The sequence below is a fragment of the Crocosphaera sp. Alani8 genome (assembly GCF_038442745.1).
Classification (GTDB): Bacteria; Cyanobacteriota; Cyanobacteriia; order Cyanobacteriales; family Microcystaceae; genus Crocosphaera.
The window spans coordinates 1-6,044 of record NZ_JARVCN010000201.1 but is presented as its reverse complement, the minus strand read 5'-3'; the positions used below and the strand labels follow the sequence as shown (position 1 = coordinate 6,044).

The window sequence follows — 6,044 nt, the reverse complement described above, 5'->3', positions numbered from 1 at the left end:
TATTCTCAAACACTTTGGCTCAAACTATACAATTAATTTTGCTTAGGTACTTACTCTTAATCCATCCTATTTCCTCCACCAAAGTTTGCACCTGCGCTACCAACTCACTCACCAACGTCATTAGTGCAGCTTTTTTCCGTTGCCTATTCTTAGGTGCTGCTACACTAACCTCTTTGTCCAGGCAATGAGCTTCCTCTCCAATCGCTGGATTTCGTTGCGACGGGCGATCGCTTCAACTTATTGAAGCGATCGCCGTTTAATCTGTGTTAAGGAGTGATGGCTAACCAACTAGAGAGTAACTTCAACGAAGTGGTCATTGGTTAACTGTGTGGATTGAATCCCTTTGAGAATAGCTAACTCTTGATTATCAAAGATCACAGAAGTATCATTATCAATGTCAGTTAAAGTCAAAGCACCAAAGCTTAAACTATCTGCTAATCCAATCTTATCAACTCCTAACTCAAAATCAGTGAGAGTGTCAGTACCTTGATTGGTTTCTAGCACAAAGACATCACTACCACCCCTACCAGTACGAGTATCATTTTGGGCCAGTCCTAAAATATAATCATTGCTATCTGTGCCAACAATAACCCGATTACCAGTGAGGGGATCATAAGCAGTACCTTGTAAACCATTATCTCCTTCAATTGCCAAATAATTAACCACTTCGGTTGTATGGTTGGTTTCATCATCAAACGTGGTATCTTCTTGTAGGGTTACTTGAACCCCATGAGTGGTTAGATTTTGGAAACGAAGGGCAGATGGATCTGGCCCGTCATAAGTGGCGATAGAAGCCAAGAAATGAGGAATATTGCTAAATTCCTCACCAAAAGTAAGACTAGAAAACTCATGGGTGACACTATCACTGGTACTACCAGCTTGGTATGTCACTTCATTACTGGTTCCGGAACCAGAAGCGATCGCTAAATAACCGATGGTTTCATCAGAATGTCCTTCACCATTTCTGGCTTTGATTTCGTCTTCTTCCATGACCACTTCAAACCCTTTAGATGTGGCATTTTGTTGACGAGTTCGGACTAAATCACTTTCATTATCGGTTTGCACTTGACTAAAGATCACAGGAGTCTCTGCAAAGTCGATGTCGAATTCTACAGTTTGCCAAGGGGTTAAAGTTCTATCTGAAGTGTTGGTTGTAGCATCTGTATTGAAGATTCCCACTTCTAGCAACGTACCATCTGACAGTTGATAGTTTCCAGCTTCAAAAACAAAATAACTCAAGCTTTCTGAGGTATGAGTCCCATCTTCGTTACTAGGTTCTTGTAGGTAAATATCAAAGCTATTATCGGTGACATTGGTAATGCGAGGAGAAGCTAGTTGTTTACCATTGAAAGAGACAGATGAAGCAAAAATGACAGGATTTTTGTAGGCGTGATCGAGGATGATGGTTTGAACTCTATGATTAAGGGTAATGGTATCAGCTTCAGCTAGGGTATGATTAGTCTCTGTAAGGGAATTAAAAATATTAAGAGTCAATACATCAGAAACAGAGTTTCCTCTGTCATCGTTGGCAATTATCATTAAACTGAGATTGCCAACATCGTCAATAGTGGGAGTTCCAGTCACTTGAGTGCCATCAAAGGTCAACCAACTAGGTAAAGAATCACCATTAGTTAAGGTAACACTATAGGTTAAGGCATCTTTTAGCTGCATATCTTTAAAAGCAGTGTTAAGGGAAAGGTTAAAAAATTCATTAGACAGAAGAATTTGATCAGTGAAATCAAAAGATGAAGAGTCAATAATTGATTTTGACTGCATTTCATAAGCACCAATGTCTACCGTCCCATTAACAATACGCTCAAATGCTGAGCCTCTTTGGTCAAACAATAATCCGACGGCTTGGGCTTGGCTATTATCTCCGCCATCAATGGTAATACTGCCATCAAGTAAAGCATGAGTTTTGGTAAATCCGCCGTTATTTTGAAGAGGACCCAAACCTGGATCTCCTGATAAAGATGAAAGACAACTGCCGTCTTCAATTAAGTTGTTGAACTTAAGATTAATCTTTCTATTGTTCAAGACGCAATCGAGTCCGTTACTATTGGCAATAATGGTGTTAGAGAGTTTTGTTTTCCCGCCACTAAATAAGCCCCCACCACTTCCATCAGCAGAGTTGTGAGATAAGGTAGAGTTGGTAAGTGTTGCTGTCCCATTACTACTAAAAATACCTCCACCATCAGCACCAATCCCTGTAGTGCTGTTATAGGAGATAGTCGAGTTAGCAACAGTTAAATTGCCATTACGGCTATAAATTCCACCGCCATCTGTTCTATTTAAGCCAACTGCAATATTACCTGAGATTGTTGAATTAGTAACTGTCAAATTACCATGACGACTAAAAATTCCGCCTCCATCACCTGAGCCAAAATCATCGGTCATATAAGTCGAATTATTGGCAATAGTTGAATTTTCGATGATTGTATCACCGTAGCGATTGTAAATACCACCACCGCTACCTAAGAGTGTCCCTTCCACAGTGTTGCCAGAAATAGTTGAATTAGCTACTTTCACGTCACTTTTCCAACTATAAACCCCACCACCATCAGTTAAACCACCAGTGACTTGATTACCAGAAATAGTGCTATCAATAATCTCAAGTTGACCATTGCGAATAGACACGCCGCCACCATCAGGATCGTCACCATAATTATGAGATGAATTAGCGAATTGTCCGTCAGTTAATTGTCCTATGACTTCATTGTTAGTAATCTGAGTATTAATGATAGTCAAATTACTATAGAGACTGTTAATTCCACCACCATCAATCAAAATTGTGTCGTATTGGCCTTGAATACCAGTTGAGGTATTACCAGAGATCATACTGTCTTGAATCGTCAGATTTTCTAAACTTAAAATTCCACCACCGCCACCAACAGAATTACCTCCAGTAATGGTTAAGCCTCTAATGAACACATCTAACTGATTCTCTTTATCCCCATCATCAATTTTGAATACTCGGAAACCATTTCTCTGAGCATCAACTTTTAACGAATTGACTCCGAGTCCATTAATTGTTACAGCATCAGTGATTAATAATTCTTTACTTGTTAGTTCAATAGTTCCGCTAACGTCAAAGTTAATGGTATCGGCACCAGGATTGCTGTTTGCCATATTAATGGCATGACGCAGACTACCAGGACCCCTATCCGTGAGATTGATTACATTAAAAAAAGCCATTGGTATAAACTCCAAGAATTCAAACATTACTCATATTTTGCTTTTCCTTAGTTAATAATAGGTTATAAATAAAAAGCAGAATCCGCATCGTTTTTCATTTTATTTTGTTATTTGTAAATCAATGTAATTCATAGCTTATGAAATTAGATACAGCATTCTATAAATTACCTGTTAGCTTTGATGCTGAAAAACTAGCAGAAGAAATCGCTCAATTTAATCAATCTGATTGGCGACCTCACCCACAAGGAGTTGATGGTAATTTTTTCCTTCCTTTAATTGCAGTGGGAGGAAACCCTAATAATGACAGTCTGAAGGGAGCTATGTTTCCCACTCCTTTTTTCAAAAAATGTCCTTATTTACAACAAATTTTAGCCATTTTTAAAACCCTATTCGGTAGAACTCGCCTAACAAAAATTAAAGGTGATGCTGAACCGGGCAAACAAGTTAAGACAAATTATTATTGGTTGCAACGAGTTCAGATTCATTTTCCTATTATTACTTCTAAAGAAGTCAACTTTATTTGTGGTGATAATTCAGTGAATATGAAGGCTGGAGAAGTTTGGATTTTTGATACATGGAGACAACATCATGTTATCAATCCTACACAAAAAGACCGTATTCACTTAGTAGCTGATACTGTGGGGTCTCCTTTTCTTTGGGACTTAGTTTCTCTAGCAGAGCAACCTTTTAATTTAGAACAGCAAGGTACAAATGAAATATTAGAGATTGTTTACAACCCACAGTTTGCAGAGAAGGTAGCCACCGAAAAAATAAATTTTTCTATTGTTATGTCTCCCTGGGAACAAAAATGTTTAATTTCTACTTTATTTGAAGACCTGGCTCAAGTTAATGATTATTCTTATGAGTTAGTTCAACAATTAGAAAGAATATTGGTGAGATTTTGTCGCCATTGGCAGTCTTTGTGGTCAGAGTATGGTACGCAAAAAGCTGGATGGGCAAGTTACAGCCAAGTTTTACAGCATTTAGACAAAGAGATTGCTCCTTTAAAAAAGCAATTAATTCTGTCTAACCAAATTGATACAGTAGAATATCTACAAAAGGCCATTATTGAAGCTTCCTTAAATCCGAAACTTGCTACCATCTCTTCTCGCAGAGAAACCCCTACCTTCAGTAATCTTATTTCCACCATTCCTCCAAACCTCACCATCCCCTCAAATTTCATCACCTCTTCAACTTCGATAACATCGCCATTAGAAAGCCCCTTTTTTAAGGTTTCACCCGACGAGAATTGTTCTAATGTTGTTAATTCTCCACTGCGTAGCGTTCATACTGCAAACTTTGCCCAAATTCTGAGTAAATTAGGGATTTCTTTGATTGTTTCCACCTACCAAGCAGGAAAGTTGATTTTAATTCGGGCCGACGGTGACGTGATTAATACCCATTTCCGTCTCTATCAGAAACCTATGGGTATTGCCGCGAGTCCAGAACAAATAGCGGTGGGGACGGAGAGTCAAATTTTGCAATTTCAGAATATTCCTGCACTTAGCCAAAAACTGAATCCCCCCAATAAACATGATGCTTGTTATCTTCCACGCAAGATCTATATAACTGGAGATATTGATATTCACGAAATGAACTGGGGTGATGAGGGACTTTGGTTTATTAATACTCGTTTTTGCTGTTTGTGTACTTTGGATCAACAGAGTAGTTTTGTTCCACGTTGGCAACCCAATTTTATTAGTGCTTTAGTACCAGAAGATCGTTGTCACCTCAATGGTTTGGGAATGGTTGAGGGTCACCCAAAATACGTCACAGCATTAGGAACAACAGATACGCCAGGAGGTTGGCGAAAGAACAAGGCTCAGGGGGGGGTTTTGCTCGATATTGAGACGGGAGAAATCATTGTTCCCCATTTATCTATGCCTCATTCTCCCCGTTGGTATCGAGATCGCCTGTGGGTTTTAGAATCGGGTCAAGGAAGCTTAGGAGCGGTTGATGTCCAATCTGGACAGTTAGAAACCCTTGTCCAATTTCCAGGATTTACACGAGGTTTGGATTTTTGGGGACCTTTAGCATTTATTGGTTTGTCACAAGTACGAGAGACGGCAGTGTTTAGTAGCATTCCTTTAACAAAAAGATTAGATGAGCGACTTTGTGGGATTTGGGTTGTTAATATTGAAACCGCTCAAACTGTTGCTTTTTTGAAGTTTGAAGCTGCGGTACAAGAGATATTTTCTGTACAAATCCTTCCAGGAATTCGTTTTCCTGAAATTCTCGATATTGGTGATGACTTAATCAATAGTTCTTATACTTTGCCAGATGGAACTCGGTCTAACGGATCCTGATTTTCTGTAACTTATAAGAAAAATAGCTGTTATTGCGGACTTCTCTAACTATTTAAGGTCGAATGTCACATCATAAACGTTTCGATAAGGATCGTCAAACAACGAGTGTACACTCGTTTACAGGGGAGTGAAGGGTGAGGAAATGAAGCCAAATGTAGTATATTCGTCACTCGCTATTTGTAGTATGAAGAGCTAACCTATCCAATCACCCCCTAATCCGAAAGAATAATCGTCCTTGGTTTTGGGCTAGTGTAGAAGGAAGGACATAGGGTTTGATAATAGATCTAAAAAGGGCTGAAAAAGGCTTTACTCAAGGATGACAAGAGAAGTCACCCTGGAGTAACGTATCCTGTGCCAAATCGGGGAATCTAGCTCTAGAGAAGGATTATAGAGGGATGTGCAGGACCTTCGCTGGGGGAGCATAATTCACGACTTCCTCTTGGGACTTCAGTGATAGAAAGATAACGGTGTTTATCAAGGGTTTAATTTTGGTAGTGTATCATAAGTAGTGAAAGTCGAATTTTTGCCGAAGTTTCTATTAAA

General features: G+C 39.1%; 3 protein-coding genes. 2 read left to right on the top strand and 1 reads right to left on the bottom strand.

The window, feature by feature from the left end; genetic code table 11:
* Positions 1-188, top strand: a 188-nt coding sequence (locus P9B04_RS12725) for a hypothetical protein (protein ID WP_342055365.1), incomplete at its 5' end; no start/stop codon positions are given.
* A 100-nt stretch (positions 189-288) separates the two neighbouring features.
* On the opposite strand, the gene P9B04_RS12720 is transcribed toward P9B04_RS12725, so the two are convergent.
* Positions 289-3,195, bottom strand: a complete 2,907-nt coding sequence (locus P9B04_RS12720; protein ID WP_342055364.1) for a choice-of-anchor Q domain-containing protein — start codon at positions 3,193-3,195, stop codon at positions 289-291.
* 137 nt (positions 3,196-3,332) lie between these two features.
* On the opposite strand from P9B04_RS12720, the gene P9B04_RS12715 reads away from it, so the two are divergent.
* A complete protein-coding gene (locus P9B04_RS12715) occupies positions 3,333-5,501 on the top strand; it encodes a TIGR03032 family protein (protein WP_342055363.1) in 2,169 nt (722 codons plus the stop codon).
* The last annotated feature ends 543 nt before the right edge of the window (positions 5,502-6,044 follow it).